Genomic DNA, 17533 nt, shown 5'->3' on the forward strand with positions numbered 1-17533 from the left:
TCCGGTACTGACTTTGTGATTAATATCGATCACCATCAAAACAATCAGCAATTCGGCAATCTTAACTTGATTGACACAACAGCAGCTGCCACCGGTCTGTTGGTTTTTGAACTCTTCGCTGATTTCAATATGTTTGACGTGCCGATTGCAACGGCGTTGTTCACTGCTCTCTACACCGATACCGGGCGTTTTAGTTATGCCAATACCGACAGCCGCGCGCTGTCGGCCGCTGCCCGCCTGGTTGCTTTAGGGGCCAATCCTAGTTCTGTTTACCGGGCTGTTTATGAAACAAGAAGTATCGGTTATTATAAGTTTTTGGCTGTGGTTTTGGACAAGATTAGTCTGCAGTCTGACGGAAGACTGGCAATTTTGGTACTGCCTCAGACCTTAATCCACCAATTTCAACTGCAGCCTTGGGAGTATGATGATTTGATTGACTATCCCCGCAGCCTTCAAGGTGTGGAGATAGCGGTCGTTGCCAGGGAAGAGGACGATCGGATTCGGGTGTCCTTGCGATCCAAAGGTGATTTTGACGTGTCCAAAATCGCAGGTGTTTTTGGTGGCGGCGGTCATGTCAATGCTGCCGGAGCCAGCTTGAAACCGCCAATGGACAGTGCCCTAAAACAGTTGGAGAGTTGTTTGCTGAAGGAGCTCAACGGGCGATGAATGGGTTTTTGGCGCTAAACAAACCGGAAGGAATTAGTTCCCACCAGGCAGTGGGCAGAATACGTCGGCTTTGCGGAGTCAAAAAAGTCGGGCATACTGGTACTTTAGACCCCGCCGCCGGTGGCCTTCTACTTGTTGCCATTGGCAAGGCTACACGGCTCAGTGAGTATTTCCTTGATAGCACAAAGGCCTACCGGGCGGTTGTTCATTTTGGCTCGGCGACAGATACTTATGACCGGGAGGGCAATGTTCAACGCAGTGTCAGCGATTTTCTGCTCTCGCGGGCTCAAATAAACGCCGCACTCTCAATGTTTCAAGGGGAAATAATGCAGAAACCACCTGCCGCTTCTGCTCTAAAAGTGCAGGGCAAGCGGGCATACGAACTATTTCGCTCCGGCCAGACTCCTGATTTACCCCCTCGGAAGGTGACAATCTATGATTTGCAAGTTGTCAGCGCTCCCAAATTGATTAAACCTGAGTCGCCTCAGCTTGTTCTAGATATTGAGTGTTCCAAAGGCACATATATTCGCTCGCTGGCTAATGATTTGGGGGACGCCGTCAAATGTCCCGCTCATCTCGCCGGTCTTTTGCGTACCAAAATTGGTAGCATTTCATTGGCACAGGCGGTAGAACTTGACGATTTGGACCGGGAGACGATTCAGGCTAACATGCTGGATATGGCTGTGGCGGTTACAAACCTTCCTCGATTGAAAGTAGGTGAAACTACCGGGCAACGTATCGCCCATGGTCTGAAGTTTAAAAACGAATCTATCAAGGCCGGACCGGTTGCTTTGTTCTGTAATCAGCAGCTGATTGGAATCGGTGATATAGAAAATTATTTGGTAAGGCCGGTTAAAGTTTTGGTTTAGGAGTGGTAGCGGTGGAGATATATTTTGATTACAGACAGGTTCCTGCAACTGACAGCACTGTTACCCTGGGAAACTTCGATGGCTTTCACAAAGGGCATCAGGAAATCGTAGAGCGCACTGTGGAAACAGCGCTTAAAAATGAAACACGTTCTTTGGCGATGACTTTTCATCCCCACCCCAGGCAATTATTCTCCGGAGATCTTTCGCTACTTACGCCTCTGGAGTCCAAGATTCGTCTGTTTAAGCAGACAGGGATAGATGTTATGTTGGTGCAGCCCTTCACAAAACAATTTTCTGCTTTATCGCCGGAAGATTTTATCAAAACCGTGCTTGTTGACCACCTCCAGACTCGCCATGTTATTGTGGGGTATGACTATTGTTTTGGTAAGTCGGGTAGCGGCAATCACCGGTTGTTTTCGGCACAGGGCAGCAAGTATGGTTATGCTACAGATGTTGTCAGCGCGATAAAATACGATGATGAAATCATCAGTAGCACTGCAATCCGCAAATATTTGGCCGCCGGGGAGTTGGAGATTGTGGCCAGGTATATGGGGAGACCGTACTTTTTAGAGGGTAAAGTAGAGTTTGGCGCCGGCCGGGGAACACGGCTGGGCTTCCCCACAGCCAATATATATCCAAAAAAGTTTTCAGCTTTGCCGGCCTTTGGTGTCTATTTGGTCCGGATAAGCGGGGCAACCACTGCCCCCCACTGGGGAGTGGCAAATATCGGGCATCGTCCTACTTTTTCCGGTGATAATACATCCTTGGAAGCGTATCTGTTTAACTTTGACGGTAATCTTTATGGCAAGAAGCTAACCGTGGAATTTTATAAGCAAATTCGTGAAGAACGTTCTTTCTCTGATTCCCGAGAATTGATTCAGCAGATTGCTGCCGACATAGAAACTGCGAAAGCTTTACTTAAAAATGACAATATGCTAAAATGACAACGGATTAACCTTTGGCTCTGAAATTCGCTGACCTCGACGGTTTCTGGGCCTTTGGCGTTTCCAAAACAATGGAGGTGAATTTATTTTGTCGCTGAATACCGAACGCAAGCAGGAAATCATCGGTTCTTTCAAAGCTCATGACGGTGATACCGGTTCTCCAGAAGTGCAAATTGCCCTTCTTACCGAACGGATTAATCATTTAACCGGTCACCTTAAAGAGCACAAGAAAGACCACCACTCCCGGCGCGGACTGTTGAAAATGGTCGGGCGCAGGCGCTCTTTGCTCAACTATCTGAAAAAAGTTGATGTAAATCGTTATCGGGAAATTCTTGACAAACTTAATCTGCGTAAATAAAAGCGGGGAGACCCGCTTTTATTTGAATTAACCTGAAAGGAGGAAATTGCTTGAGAAGAGAATTTGATTTTTCCGGTCGGACTTTAGTTGTCGAGCTCGATAAGTATGCCAAACAGGCCAATGGCGCTGTCATGGTCCGATATGGAGAGACGACCACCGTGGTCACCGCCACAGCTTCAAAACAGCCCCGGGAAGGTATTGACTTTTTTCCTTTAACGGTGGATTACGAAGAAAGGATGTACTCGGTGGGTAAGATTCCCGGCGGGTTTATCAAAAGGGAGGGCCGGCCTACCGAGAAGGCGATTCTAGCAGCCCGCTTGACTGACAGGCCATTGCGTCCGCTATTTCCTGACGGCTTTAGGAATGCCGTTCATATCGTAGCCACAGTGATGAGTGTGGACCAGGATAATCCACCAGAAATTGCTGCGATTAATGGAGCTTCAATTGCCCTTTCCATTTCGGATATCCCCTTTGCCGGACCGGTTGGCGCAGTGATGATTGGCTATGTTGATGACAAATTGGTGGTCAATCCTACTCAAGAGCAGCGGGAAGCCAGCAAGTTGAACCTGATTGTGGCCGGTACAGCCGATGCGATTATGATGGTGGAAGCAGGTGCCCACGAGGTCAGTCAGGAAATTGTCGTTGACGCGCTTCTGCTGGCTCATCAAGAAATTCAGAAACTGGTTGAGTTTCAAAACAAACTGGTTGCGGAATTCGGCAAGCCAAAAATGGAAGTGACATTGAAAGCGATTCCCGAAGAAATTAGCAAGGCTGTTGAGGAGTTCGCTCATGATGAGTTGCATCAGGCGCTGACCATCAACGATAAGTTAGCGCGGGAGAATAGGATCGACGAAATCCAGGCTGATTTTCTGGCTCAGTATGAAGAAGATCCTGAGGTTGCCCCATTAGCCAAATCTGCGTTTTACAATTTCCTGAAGTCTGTAATGCGCAAACGAATCCTCACCCAGCAACTGCGACCCGATGGTCGTGGACCTGAGGAAATTCGTCCCATATCCAGCGAGGTGGCTGTTCTGCCCCGCACCCATGGCTCGGGACTATTCACCCGCGGCCAGACACAGGTACTGAATGCATGCACTTTAGGTGTGATGGGCGATGTGCAGATTCTAGACGGCTTGGGATTGGAAGAATCCAAACGGTTTATCCATCACTATAATTTCCCGCCGTTTAGCGTCGGTGAAGCCGGCTTTATGCGTGGTCCCGGCCGCCGGGAAATCGGACACGGCGCATTGGCGGAACGAGCTTTGGAGCCGATGATTCCCAGTGAAGAAGATTTCCCTTACACAATTCGACTGGTATCCGAGGTTTTGGAATCCAACGGCTCGACATCAATGGCCAGCGTATGTGCCGGGACATTGGCAATGATGGACGCCGGCGTTCCACTGAAAGCACCTGTGGCAGGTATCGCCATGGGGTTGATTAAAGAGAATGACGACTATGAAATCCTCACCGATATTCAGGGGATGGAAGACTTTATGGGTGATATGGACTTCAAAGTCGCTGGGACCCGTAAAGGCATCACCGCCCTGCAAATGGATATCAAAGTTCACGGTCTGAACAGGGAGATCCTATCCCGGGCACTTGGCCAGGCAGTCGCAGCTTATAATTCAATACTGGACAAAATAACCGCAGTGATTTCCGAACCCCGGGCAGAACTTTCGCCGTATGCTCCCAGAATTATTATCTTGAAGATTTCTGCCGACAAGATACGCGAGGTAATCGGACCTGGTGGCAAAACAGTAAATAAGATCATTGAAGAGACCGGCGTCAAGATTGATATTGAAAACGACGGCACCATTTACATTGCCTCTGTCGATCAAGCTGCTGGCGCCCGCGCTAAGGAGATCATCGAAGAACTGGTGAAGGAAGTTGAACCAGGCGAGGTTTACATGGGCAAGGTAACGCGAGTGGAGCGGTACGGTGCCTTTGTCGAAGTTCTTCCTGGCAAAGAGGGATTGGTTCACATTTCACAACTGGCACGCAAACGGGTTGCAAAAACCGAAGACGTTGTCAAGGTTGGTGATTTTATCGAGGTCAAGGTCACCGATATTGACGACAAAGGCAGAATCAATCTTTCCCATAAAGTTTTGCTGCCTCCAGAAGAAAACGAGGACGGCCAAAACAAGAAAGACCATAAATAAAAGCAGCACTCAGGCTGCTTTTTTATTTTGAGAAAAAAAGACATAAGTTTAATTAGCTAACTGTACATATAATATGGGGAGGTGTGAAGTATGCGGGTGTTTTGGGTGCTCAGGGCTAAAACCCTGTTATTTGGCTTGATGGCGGCCTTTATGTTGCTCTTGATTTTATACTCGTGGAACACAGCCGCCCAGACAGTTTTTCCCTGGGGAAGAAATAATGTCTATTTCATGGGACATAGCATTGACCCAAAAGAACCTGGCTTGGAGGAACTGGTGCGGGAGTTGACAGCCGGTCTCGACCAACCGCCGCTGTCTGCTGCCTATGATGAGGTCAATGAAGCGGTAATTCCGGAAATAAACGGGTTTGAGATAGTATTGGACGAAACGGTTGAGCGGATAAAGTCAGCGCGGAAAGGGAGTACTGTTACTCCGGTCTGGCGCGAAACGGCTCCCGAACAGCGAATCGGAGATTTTGCCGAGCTGCCGATTTATGCAGGTAATCCGATTCGGAACCAGGTCGCGCTGGTTGTAAATGTGTCCTGGGGGAACGAATACTTGCTGGAAATGTTAGATATTTTTGCAGAAGAAGCGGTTAACGCCAGTTTTTTCCTGGTCGGTCGCTGGGCTGAGGAAAATCCCGACCTGGTGACAATGCTCGTTGAGGCGGGACATGAACTGGGTAACCATGGCTATTCTGACCCACATATGAAAGATCTGTCTACTGAGGCAATTCAGGAAGAAATCCGCCGGACCAACGAAATAATTACTGAAATGACTGGTGGGATACCGCAGTGGTTCAGTCCGCCCTATGGCGAAAAAGAATCAAAAATTTTCGCAACTGCTGCCGACATGGATATGCATACTGTCTTATGGTCGCTGGATACAATTGACTGGACACTGCCTGGAGAAGATCAAATTGTAAGCAGAATTCTTGACAATATGCATCATGGAGCGATTGTTCTGATGCATCCTACCGAACAAACTCCTGGCGCACTCCGGCGAATTATCGCCGGCATCAAGCAGAAGGATTTAGAACTGGTCACAGTTGGTCAAATATTGGATCCGACCTATTGGCCGGCCAAGTACAGCATACTCTGGACAGGGCATTGACTATGGAGTTGATGCGATTTTCCGAACTGGCTAACAAGGAAGTAATTAATGTGGATAATGGAAAGTGCATGGGGATTTTTGCCGATTGTGATATAAGAATTGACCCGAAAACAGGTAAAATTTTGGAGATAATTTTAACAGGTCGCAGCGGTTGGGTGAGCTTGTTTCTGAGTAGCGGTCCCGCGCATGTGATTCCCTGGGAATCGGTGATTCGTATCGGAGTGGATACAATTATCGTTACCCTCGGCAACTCTGGCTGATTGGCTGATAATATTCAATAAACCACTGGGTATACTAGTTATAGCTTAGATAAGGAGGTTGCCCAGTGGAAAGAACAGTTGTGGCATATTACGAAAACAGAGATGAGGCTGAACGCAGCGTACGGTCCCTCCGTGAGCGCGGTTTCGGCGACAATGAGATTTCGATTCTGGCCAAGGACGAGGAGCAAAGCCAGGAAAGAGAACGTACAGAGATGGGTTATGAAGACCAAAACCTGGCAGACGGAACCATAACCGGTGGTGCATTGGGTGGTTTAGCGGGGCTGGCCATGGGCGCAGGTGCGCTTTTAATTCCCGGCTTTGGCCCGATTATTGCTGCGGGACCGTTGGCCGGGGTTTTGACCGGTGCTCTGACCGGTGGAGTGGCCGGTGGTTTGATTGATTACGGCATTCCGGAAGAAAAGAGTCGCCAATATGAAGAAAAACTGCACCAGGGTAAGGTGCTGGCGATTATAAAAACTGATGAAGATAAGGCCCGGGAAGCCAGGGAGATCATGGATCAGACCGGCGGAAGGGAAACTGAAATTCACTAAATTACACCAGGCAGCGGAAAACAGGACCGCTGCCTGATTCTTTTGCATAGAGTGATAGAGAAAGGATAGAGGAGGATACCTGTGTCACGTTATAAACTTGCAATTGTCGGCGGTGATTTGCGGGAACTTTATTTGGCTGGTCATTTTTTATCCCAGGGACATCTTATAAACCTCTGCGGCTTTGACCAGTTTCCAGAACCACCTGTAAGCAATATCGAAGACTATAGACTGGCATTGACGGATGTGGATGCGGTAATCCTGCCATTGGCGGGAACTACAGAAGCTTTAGAACCCAAAGCCAAGTTCAGCGCTTGTCCGCCTAAGCTTAACCATGAGTTCTTTGCCAGTGTTCCGGCGCAGGCGCCGGTATTTGTCGGCTGGGCCAGGGATGAGATGCGTGAAGATGCCGCCCGCGCCAACTGTAAACTGATTGAAATCGCCGAAGATGATGAGTTGGCAATTCTCAATTCGATTCCCACGGCTGAAGGGGCGATTGCCATTGCGATGGAAAATACTGCGATTACGGTTCATGGCAGCCAGGCGCTGGTTTTTGGTATGGGCCGCTGTGGTTTTTCATTGGCTCGTATGTTGAAAGGGATTGGCGCTGAAACGACTGTGGTTGCCCGCAAGGCAGCCGACCTGGCGCGAGCCTATGAAGCTGGCTTAAACTACTGTCATTACAGTGATCTGTCTCAGATTATCAGCAATCAAGAGTTAATATTCAACACTGTGCCAAAACTGGTGCTGGATGCAGAATTGCTGCAAGCGGCGACGAACTGCCAGGTTATTGTTGACATTGCTTCCGGTCGCGGCGGCACTGATTTTGAAGCGGCCAGGGAACTCGGTCTGCAAGCGATTCTGGCCCCGGGACTGCCGGGCAAAGTTGCTCCGGTTACTGCCGGAAAGATACTGACACAGGTTTACCCCCGTCTGTTGAAAGAACATGGAGTTTCGGGGAGGTAGACACAATGAAAGACAAACGAATCGGTTTTGGTATCACCGGTTCCCATTGCACATTAGAAAAGATTATTGGACCGATGCAGAAACTAATCGATGACGGCAATGAGGTTTGGCCGATTGTTTCGCCCAGTGTTCGTGATTGCGATACCCGTTTCGGCACTGCGCGCCATTGGTTGGAGCAGATTGAGTCCATCTGTCAACGTCCGGTAATCGAAAACATTGTAACTGCGGAACCCGTGGGGCCAAAATTGAATCTGGATATTATGGTATTGGCCCCTTGCACAGGGAATACAATTGCCAAGCTGGCTTTAGGGATAACTGATACAGCTGTTACAATGGCGGCAAAAGCTCAACTGCGTAATCGTCGTCCGGTTCTACTGGCAATTGCAACAAATGATGGTCTGGCGGCAAATGCTAAGAATATTGGTCTGTTGATGGATAAAAAGCATGTTTACTTCGTTCCCTTTGGCCAGGATGATCCTGTTGGAAAGCCAACTTCAGTAGTTGCCCATTTTGATTTGTTGTTGAAAGCCATGGAAGCCGCTCTGGCGGAACAGCAAATCCAACCTCTGCTAAGGTAAAATTTGTGATGCCGCGTTTAGGAATAGTCGGGGCAACTGGAATCGTCGGACAGGAATTGTTGGCGCTTATTTCCGACAGTAAATTTGCGGATAAACCACCAAAATTGGCCGCATCCAGCAAGTCGGCAGGCGCAAAACTTGACAGCGCTTGGGGTCGGCTGGAGGTAGAATCGGTATCTGAAAGGTTTTTCTCCCAACTGGATTTTTGTTTCTTTTGTGTTGAGCCCCAGGTCAGCCAAAATTGGATTCCCAGGGCTTTGGCCAAAAACGTGGTATGTGTTGATAATAGCAGCGCTTATAGAATGAATGCAGCTGTACCGATTGTGATTCCGGAAGTGAATGGCCGGATTCTTGAAACACGGCCGCAGCTGATTGCCAATCCCAATTGCTCTACCGCCCAGCTCACTGTAGCATTAAATCCTATTCATCAGGCCTTTGGGTTAAAAAATGTCTTTGTTAGTACGTATCAATCTGTTTCCGGAGCAGGATTTGAAGCTCTGAAGCAATTGTATGCTGAAGCGCAATCTTTTTCTGATGCGGAGGCTGATGTTGAATATGAATACTTTTTCAACGTGCGCCCGCTGATTGGTGGCTGTGACCAAGAGGGAATCTGCCAAGAAGAGCTAAAAATAATTCAAGAAACTCGCAAAATTTTAGAGCAGCCTGAGTTGCCAATTGCAGTGACCACAGCCAGGGTAGGAGTCCCCCGCAGTCATTGTCAGGCAGTGACTTTTGTAACCGAGAAGGATTGTACAGTCGAGCGATTGTCTACTGTGCTTGCAGAGGCCGAAAATATAGTTGTGACCGATGACCCTGTCCAATTATATCCTGGCATGTGCAGCGGACGGAACACAGTTTCCGTTGGCCGAATCAGGGCAAATAAATACCATCAAGACAAATCGTTTTCTATTTGGGTATCTGCGGATAATCTGCGAAAAGGCGCCGCTCATAATGCGCTCAGTATTGTAGAGACTTGGTGTGGTGTAAAATGACAAAAGGAATGGCAGTGCAAAAGTATGGAGGAACTTCACTGGCGGATCGGGTGGCAATGCTAACCTGCGCCCAAAACATTGTGAAAACTCGCCAGCAGGGCTGGGATCCCGTGGTAATTGTGTCGGCCATGGGCAGGCGTGGCAATCCCTATGCCACTGATACCTTGCTGGATCAGGCTTTTTCGGTGAACGACAAACCGGCGCAACGGGAATTAGATATGCTTGCGGCCTGTGGCGAAGTAATTGCATCTGTTTTGCTTGCCCTGACTTTGCAAAAATTGGACTGTCCCGCCGTTGCCCTCAATGGTTTCCAAGCCGGTATACGCACCAACAGCCAGTTTGGCACAGCTGAAATAATAAAAATAGATGTTTCGCGGATAACCGAATTAACAAAGCAACGAATAGTGCCTGTCATCTGCGGTTATCAGGGTGTAAATGCGAACGGCGAGATCACTACACTGGGGCGGGGCGGCAGCGATATTTCAGCTGTTGCGGTTGCATCCGCGCTGGAGACAGATACAGTTACAATTTATACCGATGTCTCCGCTGTGCGTACTGCCGACCCCAAACTTGTAGCGAAAGCATTGCCTATCTACAGCCTAAATTATCAGGAAGTCTTGGAGATGGCAGTTGAGGGAGCACGGGTAATTCACCCGCGAGCCGTGGAAATGGCCATGGCGAAGGAATTAAAAATTATTATAACATCCTTGATTGAAACCAGCAATCACAAGACAGAGATTGGTCCAAGGGCCAGTGTACTCAATGGCGAACCGAGGATTAGGGCGATAACTCATATCAGCGATTTGACCCGATTTATAATCGAACTGACTCCGGAACGGGTTGCCGAGTTGTTGGATCAAGCAGCGACGCAGGGAATAACTATGGACTTAATTAGTTTGTCGGAAAATCAACAAAGTTTTACTGTCAAACAAACTGCTGGGGAAAAAATCAGCCGGATGTTGAACACCCAAAAACTAGCATACACACGTGTAGACAGATGTTCAAAAATTTCGTTGATCGGCACCGGGGTCAGAGGGCTGGCAGGGATAATGACCAAAGTATTCAGGACTTTGTCCGACAAGCAAATACCTGTGCTGCAGTCCTCCGATTCATATACCCAGATTGCGTTATTAATCCCTCAAGACCATGAACGCGAAGCTGTCAACAGCTTGCATAAAGTTTTATTTGAGGAAGGGGAGCGGAATGACTGAGTTTTCCTGGGGTAAAACATTGGTTGCTGTTGTCACGCCCTTTAACGCGGAAGGAGAAGTCAACTATTTGATGGCAGCCCGGTTTTGCTCGCATTTAATTGCCCAAGGGTGTGACGGAGTTGTGGTGGCAGGAACAACCGGTGAGTCCCCAACTTTAACCAGCAAGGAGAAAGTGAAGTTATTTGCCTTCGTCAAAGATGCCATCGGTGATTCCGGCCAGGTAATAGCCGGGATTGGCGGCAATGACACCAAATCAACACTGGAGTTGCTGGAGGCAGCAGCTGCCACCGGAGTTGATGGCTATATGGCAGTGAGCCCTTATTATAATAAACCTAATCCCAGTGGTTTGCTTGCTCATTATCGCGCTATCGACGCTGTTGCCGACAGGCCGGTAATGGTTTATAATGTCCCATCGAGAACTGGGCAGGATATCCCCGTTACGTTGTATGAGCAAATGTTCGCCAACTGTCCACAGATAACTGCCATAAAAGAGGCTAGCCCGGACCTTGACAAGGCTTCAACACTGGTAGAAAAATTCGGTGAGCAGATTACGCTGTTGAGTGGCAATGATAACTTAGTTTTGCCGCAAATGGCGGTAGGGTTTCAGGGTGTGGTAAGTGTGGCCGGTAATATAGTCCCAGGCCTGATGAGCAAACTGGTCGGCAAAGTCACTAAGGATTTCAGTCAGGCACGGCTCGTACACCAGCAATTGTTGCCGCTGTTTCGCGCGTTGTTTGCGGAAACGAATCCAGTACCGGTAAAAGCAGCTCTTGAATTGAGCGGCTGGGCTGTGGGAGCTCCGCGCCTGCCATTGGCGGAGGCTAACGAGGGGACAAAACAGAAACTGGTTCAGGTTCTAGGCAATTTACCCAAATAAACAAGTAAAGGGAAGGAGAAATCCTTCCCTTTACTTGTTTATTTGTCTCTACTAGGTTATAATTTTTTTAACTGTGTCTGTGGTCGGCATTCATAACTTAGGAGGTGCATTATTTGTCAAACAACAGAAAAAGAAACCGTAAATCCGCCCCTGCCAATGCTGAAAAGGTGCGTGTGATTTCCCTGGGCGGCGTAGGGGAAATCGGAAAGAACATGTTCATCTTTGAGTATGAGCAGGAAATGGTGGTTATTGATGGTGGCCTTAAATTCCCTGAGGAGGATATGTTAGGGATTGATATCGTCATTCCCGACATCAGTTACCTGGTGGAAAATCAGGACAAAATTTCCGCAATTCTCCTGACCCATGGCCATGAAGACCATATAGGCGGACTCCCTTACATCTTGAAACAAATTAATAAACCTGTGTACGGAACCAAACTCACCCTTGGTCTGCTGGAAGGAAAGCTTAAAGAAAAGGGTATGCTGGCCGATTGTGAGCTAAAAGAGATTCGTCCCGGCATGCGTTTGCGATTAAGTCCCAACATGGAGGCCGAGTTTTTTAAAGTCAATCACAGCATACCGGACTCGGTTGGAATCGCTCTCAGGACCCCGGCCGGCCTGATTGTTCATTCCGGTGACTTCAAACTGGATCAAACCCCTGTTGATGGAAAACCGACTGATTTCCATCGCCTGGCCCAGTTCGGCCAGGAAGGTGTTCTCCTGACTTTGGTCGATTCAACCAATGCCGAACGACCAGGATACACTTATTCTGAGTCCCAGGTCGGCGAAACGATTATGGAAGTGTTTCGCCAGGCTAAAGACAGAATAATCCTTGCCACTTTTGCCTCGAATGTACACCGAATTCAGCAGGTTTTAAATGCCGCTGCCCACTATAAACGCAAAGTTGCGGTTAACGGACGCAGCATGGTAAATGTGGTTAATGTGGCGATGGAATTGGGCTATCTCAAGGTGCCGGCCAAAACCATGATAGATTTGGAAGAGGCCAATCGGTTGAAACCGAATCAGGTTGTTCTTTTGACCACGGGAAGCCAGGGTGAGCCGATGAGCGCCTTGACACGAATGGCCAACAACGAACATAGGCGGGTGGAAATTATCCCCGGGGACACAGTTATTTTTTCTGCAACGCCGATTCCCGGCAACGAAAAACTCGTATCCCGAACAATTGACAATTTGTTCCGCCGCGGGGCAGACGTGATTTACGAGTCGGTGTCCGGTACTCATGTCTCCGGACACGCCAGTCAGGAAGAACTAAAATTATTTCTCAACTTGCTAAAGCCCCGGTATGCAATACCTATTCACGGTGAATACAGGATGTGTGTCCGCTTCCAGAAGCTTTGTGCTAGTCTTGGTATTGCCACCGGAAATGTCCCAATCATCAAAATCGGGGAGATTTGGGAGTTATCCAAGAATAGTGTGGACAATGTTGGTTCGGTGTCTGCCGGCCAAGTATTGGTGGACGGTCTCGGCATAGGTGATGTCGGAAATATTGTTCTGCGCGACCGCAAACAGTTGTCCCTGGATGGAATTCTGGTAGTGGTGCTCACCCTTGATAAAGGCAAGGGTGCCGTACTTGCCGGCCCTGATATTATCTCCAGAGGATTTGTCTACGTTCGTGAGTCAGAACAACTGATGGATGATGCCAAGGTGGTTGTTCGCAAATACCTTGACAAAACCGGATCTCAGGATTGGTCTGTCCTGAAGTCAGGGATTCGAGACTCTTTGGGAAAATTCTTGTTTGAAAAGACCCGTCGCAGCCCGATGATTATTCCGATTATAATGGAAGTATAACAGCGCCCCCGGCGCTGTTTTACATTTTGTAGATATATTAGGGCAAGCTAGAACGAGAACAGGACAAAGGAGCAGATTATGAGCGGCAAAGCGCAACTGGACACCGTACAGCAAATGGGGCAAAATAATTTACCGGCGCCCGGTCCCAGCAATATCCATGTGTTGAGTATTATCGGCCAAGTGGAAGGACATATGGTGCTGCCGCCCCAAAACAAAACGACCAAATATGAACATGTGATTCCCCAATTGGCGGCAGTGGAACAAAATGATGCGATTAAAGGATTGTTGGTTATTCTCAACACTGTTGGCGGCGATGTGGAAGCGGGGCTGGCCATCGCGGAAATGATTAAAACCCTGAGCAAACCCAGCGTTTCTTTGGTCTTGGGGGGCGGACACAGCATTGGAGTGCCGATTGCTGTTTCCACCGATTATTCGGTTATTGCGGAAACAGCAACAATGACAATCCATCCAATCAGACTCACCGGTCTCGTTATTGGGGTGCCTCAAACTTACGAGTATTTGGATAAGATGCAAGACAGGGTGGTAGAATTTGTTTGTCGCAATGCTGATATCAGCAGGGAGTACTTTCGGGAACTTATGTTCAGAACCGGTGAGTTGGCCCGGGACATTGGCACTGTGCTTGTGGGCGCGGACGCTGTCAAAGCCCGCCTAATTGATGAGGTAGGCGGATTAGGGGCAGCCATTAGCAAATTGAAAGAAAGTATCGGAACTGACGGTTCGGTGCAGGAGGGGTAAAATGTTGCTCTATACACCGGTTGACGCCGAAAGGGTTTTGGAGAATCTCGACAAAGAGCGCCAGCCGTTTAAAGAACTGACATTGGCCAATGGTGTTTCCTTATTGGTAGAACCGGTGGAGGGCGGCTTGCGCATAGAGCGGGTGCTCAGCGGTAATTGTAACGCCTATCTACTCAACGAATACCAGCCGGGCCAGGTGCTAAAAATGCCCTGACCGGCTTTTATTCTGTCATTTTTTTCTGGGCTATGCTATCATCAGTAGCAGGAGGGATGGAAATGGACTTGTTAAACGCAATAATAATTGGCATAATTCAAGGGCTCACCGAGTTTCTGCCCGTCAGCAGTTCCGGGCATTTGGTAATCGCTCAGCGTTTACTGGGTGTAGAAATGCCTGGTCTTACGTTTGAGATCTTTTTACATTTTGGCACGCTTATTTCTGTGTTTTGGGTGTTTCGAGAGCGAATTGCTGCCATTTTTATGAGTGTAGTCTCTCTGCTTTCACCGCGACAATGGGACCGCTTCCAAACCAGCGAAAACCGTCGGTTTTTATTTCTGCTGATTGTCGGCAGTATACCAACGGCTCTTATTGCGCTTTTTGCTCGGGATATGGTGGAGGAGGCATTTGCCAGCACCCGCATGGTGGGGTATTCTTTGATTGTCACTGGCGCATTGCTATGGGTGGCTGATGTGCTCCCTGGGGGCAATAAGGACATAAACAAAACCAGAGTTAGTGATGTATTGCTCATTGGTGTGTTTCAAGGGCTGGCAGTGCTGCCTGGGATTTCCCGCTCAGGTTCTACTATCAGTGGCGCCCTGTTTCGCCGGCTAGACAAACGCACCGCTGCAGAATATTCTTTTTTGCTGTCGGTGCCGGCGATTGGCGGTGCAACAGTATTAGAGCTAATCACAGTACTAAGAGACGGAACATTTGCCGGCAATTGGTTGTTTTTTGCAACGGGCGTTCTCGTGGCGGCATTGTCCGGAATTTTTGCAATCCGGGTGTTCCTCAGTGTCTTGGTGAAAAACCGGCTGCGCTGGTTCGGGCTCTATTGTTGGGCCATGGCTTTGGTGGCAATCTTCATATTATAGAAGATCGGAGGTGAAAGTATGGCCAGACGCAAACGTCGTAAACGTAAACAACAAAATCCTCAGCACAGCGAGCTATTCGGACTGATTATAATCGCTTTGGCGCTCTTGGCCGCGGCAAGCCTGCTGTTTACGGAACATACCGGTGTTACAGGTCGTTTCCTCAACGAGTTACAGATAAATATCGCCGGCCGATATGCCCTGTTTTTCCCATTTGCCTTGTTGATTTGGGGCATACGGGCGCTATTTTTCCCCAACTCAGTTAATTTTGGCCGCAAGGCATTCGCTACATTGGTCATCATTCTATGCTTGTTGGCCAGCGTCCATATCTATGCTGCGCCAACATTGGACGAGCCTAGATTATTATTGGATATGGTTGGACAAGAGCAAGGTGGCGGAATTCTTGGCGCATTGGCGGCGATTGGTTTACTACGGGCTTTTGGCCTGGTGGGCTCCGTGGTAGTTTTGGTCTCAACATTTACAATTGCCTTCCTGACCATGGTGGATATATCGCTGAAACAGGCTGTGGCGATGGCTGGCAATGCGTTTGCAGGGATTTTGAAGGGAATTGTCAGCAATCTGACCAATATCGGCCGTCGCTTGAAAACCTTGATTGCTCAAAACAAGCGCACACGCCAGCGGGAGGCGACCGTAATTATTCACGACTACCAGGCGCCCGGTGAAGAGGCCGCTCCTACCGGCCAACCCCCGTTCGACTCGGAACCGGAATCGGAAGCGGAACCTCCGGAGCCGGTAAGGCCGTTGCCGGTTCCAACGGCAAAGCCAACCGCACCATCACCGACGGTGCCTGACTTAGCCCAGGAACAAGACGATTATGAGCAAAAATATACCGCAGATTACCAGTTGCCACCTCTGAATCTGCTTCAAAAAACAATTCGACTCAAAGATCCCCAGGGTCGAAGAGAGCTTGTATCTCAGGCCGATGTTTTGGAGCAAACCCTGGCCAGCTTTGGGATTGAGGCTAAAGTTATCAATGTTCATCGCGGTCCCACAATAACAAGGTTTGAAATTCAGCCGGCAGCCGGCGTCAAGGTCAGTAAAATTGTCAATTTGGCCGATGACCTTGCATTAAGTCTTGCGGCAACCAGTGTCCGAATTGAAGCGCCAATACCCGGCAAATCTGCCGTTGGACTTGAGGTTGCCAATAAAGCCAAGGCAACTGTCTATTTTCGCGAAGTCTTGGAATCAGACGCCTTTGCTGGCAGTGATTCCAAATTGACCGTGGTTCTTGGGAAAGGCATTGCCGGCGAGCCGGTTGTTGCCGATCTTATGGACATACCCCATTTGCTGATTGCCGGCGCCACCGGCGCCGGAAAAAGCGTTTATCTCAACACCTTTATTGCCAGTCTGTTGTTCAAGGTGAAGCCGGATGAGTTGAAATTGCTGCTTATTGACCCTAAAGTTGTCGAGCTAAACATCTACAACGGTCTGCCCCATCTCTTATGCCCGGTGGTTACCGATCCGCGACAAGCCGCCCAGGCCCTGAAAAATGTTATCAAGGAAATGGAGCGCCGTTACCAGCTCTTTGCAGCAAACGCCGCCCGAGACATAAATCGGTTCAATGAAATGGCAGATTCCCGCGGGGAACAACGTTTGCCCTATATCATTGTTATAATCGATGAGCTGGCTGATTTGATGATGACAGCTCCTACCGAGATTGAAGACGTGATTTGCCGGATTGCGCAAAAATCCAGGGCTGCCGGCATTCACTTGGTGGTGGCTACCCAACGACCTTCGGTTGATGTTATCACCGGTGTTATCAAAGCCAATATCACAACCAGAATCGCCTTTGCTGTTTCCAGTCAGGCAGATTCTCGGACAATCCTTGACATGAGTGGAGCAGAGAAGCTTCTGGGTAAGGGCGATATGTTATTTCTGCCTGTGGGCGCCGCTAAGCCCCACCGGATTCAAAGCGCTTATATCTCGGAAGAAGAAGTGGAGAAGATAATTACCCATATCCTGGCTCAGGCTGCCCCTGTACCCCAGGAGGATTTCCTGGACACCACCGGCGTTGAACAGGACACAAGTCTAGAAACTGATGAACTGCTGCCCGAGGCTGCCAGATTGATTGTGGAAAGTGGACAAGCGTCTATTTCGATGCTACAACGACGGCTGCGCATCGGTTATACCCGGGCAGCGCGGCTGATTGACGATATGGAGCAAATGGGAATTGTTGGTGGATTTGAAGGGAGCAAGGCACGAAAGATTCTAGTAACTCCCGGCCAACTGGCGGGTATGTTCGACGGCTTGGGTGATTCTGAATAAGTTCACGTAAAGTGCGGACAAATGTTGACTGCCTGCCTGCGTGATGATATTATTCATTT

General features: G+C 48.8%; 18 protein-coding genes. All 18 read left to right on the forward strand.

All coding sequences use genetic code 11. From position 1 onward, the window contains the following. The first annotated feature begins 15 nt into the window (after positions 1–15). Positions 16–666, forward strand: a complete 651-nt coding sequence (locus FH749_03150; GenBank protein ID MTI94472.1) for a hypothetical protein — start codon at positions 16–18, stop codon at positions 664–666. After that, positions 663–1535 (forward strand): tRNA pseudouridine(55) synthase TruB, encoded by an 873-nt coding sequence (truB, locus tag FH749_03155; protein ID MTI94473.1) that lies wholly within the window; start codon positions 663–665, stop codon positions 1533–1535. The genes FH749_03150 and truB overlap by 4 nt, the downstream gene beginning before the upstream one ends. Positions 1536–1537: 2 nt before the next feature. Beyond that, a complete protein-coding gene (locus tag FH749_03160) occupies positions 1538–2479 on the forward strand; it encodes a bifunctional riboflavin kinase/FAD synthetase (protein MTI94474.1) in 942 nt (313 codons plus the stop codon). Positions 2480–2573: 94 nt separating this feature from the next. Continuing rightward, entirely contained in the window at positions 2574–2837 is a 264-nt protein-coding gene (rpsO, locus tag FH749_03165; protein ID MTI94475.1) for a 30S ribosomal protein S15, read from the forward strand. Between the two features lie 50 nt (positions 2838–2887). Next, positions 2888–4996 (forward strand): polyribonucleotide nucleotidyltransferase, encoded by a 2109-nt coding sequence (locus FH749_03170; protein MTI94476.1) that lies wholly within the window; start codon positions 2888–2890, stop codon positions 4994–4996. Between the two features lie 90 nt (positions 4997–5086). Next, positions 5087–6106 (forward strand): hypothetical protein, encoded by a 1020-nt coding sequence (locus tag FH749_03175; GenBank protein MTI94477.1) that lies wholly within the window; start codon positions 5087–5089, stop codon positions 6104–6106. Between the two features lie 2 nt (positions 6107–6108). After that, a complete protein-coding gene (locus FH749_03180) occupies positions 6109–6366 on the forward strand; it encodes a YlmC/YmxH family sporulation protein (protein MTI94478.1) in 258 nt (85 codons plus the stop codon). A 65-nt stretch (positions 6367–6431) separates the two neighbouring features. Next, positions 6432–6917: a DUF1269 domain-containing protein gene (locus FH749_03185; protein ID MTI94479.1), complete on the forward strand. Its 486-nt coding sequence runs from the start codon at positions 6432–6434 to the stop codon at positions 6915–6917. Between the two features lie 75 nt (positions 6918–6992). After that, positions 6993–7880 (forward strand): dipicolinate synthase subunit DpsA, encoded by an 888-nt coding sequence (dpsA, locus tag FH749_03190; GenBank protein ID MTI94480.1) that lies wholly within the window; start codon positions 6993–6995, stop codon positions 7878–7880. 5 nt (positions 7881–7885) lie between these two features. Further along, entirely contained in the window at positions 7886–8458 is a 573-nt protein-coding gene (locus FH749_03195; GenBank protein MTI94481.1) for a dipicolinate synthase subunit B, read from the forward strand. 8 nt (positions 8459–8466) lie between these two features. After that, the gene (locus tag FH749_03200) at positions 8467–9450 is read left to right on the forward strand and encodes an aspartate-semialdehyde dehydrogenase (protein ID MTI94482.1); all 984 of its coding nucleotides are present in this window, start codon (positions 8467–8469) and stop codon (positions 9448–9450) included. Continuing rightward, positions 9447–10661 carry an aspartate kinase gene (locus tag FH749_03205; GenBank protein ID MTI94483.1) on the forward strand — a complete coding sequence of 405 codons (1215 nt, stop codon included), beginning with the start codon at positions 9447–9449 and terminating at the stop codon, positions 10659–10661. Before FH749_03200 ends, FH749_03205 begins: the two co-directional genes overlap by 4 nt. After that, a complete protein-coding gene (locus tag FH749_03210; protein MTI94484.1) occupies positions 10597–11538 on the forward strand; it encodes a 4-hydroxy-tetrahydrodipicolinate synthase in 942 nt (313 codons plus the stop codon). Before FH749_03205 ends, FH749_03210 begins: the two co-directional genes overlap by 65 nt. 212 nt (positions 11539–11750) lie before the next feature. Then, the gene (locus FH749_03215; GenBank protein MTI94485.1) at positions 11751–13346 is read left to right on the forward strand and encodes a ribonuclease J; all 1596 of its coding nucleotides are present in this window, start codon (positions 11751–11753) and stop codon (positions 13344–13346) included. Between the two features lie 78 nt (positions 13347–13424). Next, positions 13425–14102 (forward strand): translocation-enhancing protein TepA, encoded by a 678-nt coding sequence (locus FH749_03220; protein MTI94486.1) that lies wholly within the window; start codon positions 13425–13427, stop codon positions 14100–14102. A gap of 1 nt (position 14103) precedes the next feature. Further along, on the forward strand, positions 14104–14316 hold the full coding sequence (locus FH749_03225) for a hypothetical protein (GenBank protein ID MTI94487.1): 213 nt from the start codon (positions 14104–14106) through the stop codon (positions 14314–14316). Positions 14317–14348: 32 nt separating this feature from the next. Further along, the gene (locus FH749_03230) at positions 14349–15191 is read left to right on the forward strand and encodes an undecaprenyl-diphosphate phosphatase (protein ID MTI94488.1); all 843 of its coding nucleotides are present in this window, start codon (positions 14349–14351) and stop codon (positions 15189–15191) included. Positions 15192–15209: 18 nt separating this feature from the next. After that, positions 15210–17474 (forward strand): DNA translocase FtsK, encoded by a 2265-nt coding sequence (locus FH749_03235; protein ID MTI94489.1) that lies wholly within the window; start codon positions 15210–15212, stop codon positions 17472–17474. The last annotated feature ends 59 nt before the right edge of the window (positions 17475–17533 follow it).

The sequence above is a fragment of the Bacillota bacterium genome, assembly GCA_009711825.1.
Taxonomy (GTDB): domain Bacteria; phylum Bacillota; class Proteinivoracia; order UBA4975; family VEMY01; genus VEMY01.